Raw genomic sequence first — 2,370 nt, 5'->3', positions numbered from 1 at the left:
AGATATGTACTCACTTGCTCAGTGTGACTATATCATAGGTCCCCCAAGTAGCTATAACATGTGGGCTGGTTTTTATGGACGGGTACCTTTGTACTGGATTGAAGATCCCAATGCTGACATATCCTTAGACAGTTTTCAAATTTATGATGTGCCACTAGATGTCGCTCCTCCAATTTCATTTGCACAGTAATTAATTCCTTATTACAACCAGAGGCAAGATAACAAGGATATGTCAAACCATCAAGAAGCGCAAGAGCCGCTAGTCAGTGTTATCATCCCCACCTATAACCGCTTGATATACCTCAAGCAAGCAGTTGAAAGCGTACTCCAGCAGACCTACAAAAATTTTGAAATTATTGTTTCTGACGATTGTAGCCCTGAGAATCCGCAAGCTATGATTGAGTCCTTTCAAGATACTCGGATCCAATTACGTCGGAACTCAAAGAATTTAGGAAATGGTCCCAATGTTGCTGGCGCATTTAAACAAGCTCAGGGAAAATATGTAGCGAGTCTCAATGACGATGACCTGTGGAATCCAGACTTTTTAGAAAAGTTAGTTCCTCCCCTAGAAGCGAATCCAAATGTAGTTGTGGCTTTTTGCGACCACTATATTATCGACGCAGATGGCGTAATTAATTATGGAACTACTGAAGCACATACCCGGCTTTGGAAGCGTGACCAACTTAAAGCAGAGGTATATCAGCCATTCTGTACTATCGGACTAGTAGACCAAGCAGTGTCTCCTGCATCCTCTGCTTTGATTCGCAGGGACAAGGTTAATTGGGATGAACTGTTGTCAGTGGGGGTCTATTGGGATTACTACCTAACCTATCTAGCTTGCCGCAGTGGTGATGGCGCGTACTACTATCCAGAAAGACTGACTCGATATCGCGTGCATGAGTTATCTGAAACCCATATGAGTGGGAGTGGAAACGCCAAGGCTCAGATCCGCAAAGGCAAATCCGGTATTTTTTGCTACGAACACTTTTTAGCAGATGCTCAATTACAAAAGCATCGGAGTTACTTTACCCAGAAATTAGCACAAGCGAACACAACTCTGGGTATTGGGCTGATACGGGATGGACGGTTAGCAGAAGCACGCCCCTATCTTTTTCGTGCCTTGAGTCAAAATTTCAGTCTGCGAACTGTAGCAGCTCTCATGGTCACCGTTATACCTCAACAATTAGCAAATCCTTTCGAGATATCTTCCAGACGGAAAATTATCCAACAGACAAAAGTACATTCAAAATTACATTAATAATTTCAGGAATTACCATGACTATTTCAACACCAGAAAACGTAAAAGAAGTTCTTCATAACTCTCTAGGACAGTTAGACAAATTTGAAGAATGTATACTGCTAGACAATCCTGATCATTACAATATTGGCGACCACCTGATTTGGTTAGGCTCTGTACTCTTTTTGACAGATACCTTAAAAACGAAAATCAAGTATGCCACTGGTATTAACGGTTTCTCTGATGCCAGCCTAAAAAAAATTGATCAATGCCCCATAATCTTTAATGGAGGAGGAGCATTAGGTGATCTATATGAAGGTTTTCAAAATTTTCGAGAATCGATCATAGAAAACTATCGAGATCGACCAATTATTATTTTTCCTCAGACTATTTATTTTAGAAATCCCGAAAACCTCAAAAAAGCAGCAAAAGTTTTTAACTCCCATCCTAACCTAACCCTATTTACCCGAGATCAAGTCAGCTATGAAATTGCTCTTAAAAATTTCTGGAATTGTCGGGTGATTAAAGCCCCTGATATGGCATTTCAAATGGCTGGTCTATCTACTGACTCTATCCAGCCTGCTCAAGACAATTCTAGTCTTTATCTTTCCCGAAAGGATCAAGAACTTAAGGCCACTAGTAACCTGAGTCTTTCTTCTAAGATACAAAATCTCGTATTAGAAGACTGGGTTTCAGATAGATGGACTCTAAGAACTACTAAGCAACTCTCTAAAGGTTGGTATTGGCGTATCCCAGGATTGGTCAGAATAATTCGGGAAGTTTATGAGCGAGGATTAGCAACTCCTAAAGAATGGTTATCCCGACAAAACTGGAAGTATTTTCATACTAATACTGCGAAATTTAAAACAACCCATAACTCCCAAATTAATCTAGCATCTTGGGGCCTGATGCACAGCGGCATCTATCAATTCAAAAGGCATCGTTTAATTATCACTAATCGTTTGCATGGTCATATCCTTAGTACTCTTCTAGAAATTCCTCATATCTTTCTTCCTAACTCTTATTACAAGAATGAAGCATTTTACGAAGCATGGACTTCAGAAATTCCATTCTGCCGGTTTATAAAAGAACGCTCAGAACTTGAAGTAGCTGTAGAAGAAATGTTAGAGTCC

Annotated in this window: 2 protein-coding genes and 1 pseudogene; all 3 read left to right on the top strand. The window is 40.2% G+C overall.

What is annotated here, in order from left to right; translation table 11 throughout:
- Positions 1–190 (top strand): annotated as a pseudogene (locus tag F6J94_RS33030) (hypothetical protein); the annotation flags it as partial.
- Between the two features lie 39 nt (positions 191–229).
- Positions 230–1,258 carry a glycosyltransferase family 2 protein gene (locus F6J94_RS33025; RefSeq protein WP_293047971.1) on the top strand — a complete coding sequence of 343 codons (1,029 nt, stop codon included), beginning with the start codon at positions 230–232 and terminating at the stop codon, positions 1,256–1,258.
- 17 nt (positions 1,259–1,275) lie between these two features.
- A partial coding sequence (locus F6J94_RS33020; RefSeq protein WP_293047968.1) for a polysaccharide pyruvyl transferase family protein occupies positions 1,276–2,370 on the top strand: 1,095 nt, incomplete at its 3' end.

Source organism: Moorena sp. SIO1F2, assembly GCF_010672755.1.
Classification (GTDB): domain Bacteria; phylum Cyanobacteriota; class Cyanobacteriia; order Cyanobacteriales; family Coleofasciculaceae; genus Moorena.
The sequence above is the reverse complement of the archived record's forward strand: the minus strand, read 5'-3'. Positions and strand labels throughout refer to the sequence as shown.

Coding starts and splice junctions, on each gene's coding strand:
- F6J94_RS33025 (WP_293047971.1), top strand. CDS start 230: ATGTCAAACCATCAAGAAGCGCAAGAGCCGCTAGTCAGTGTTATCATC.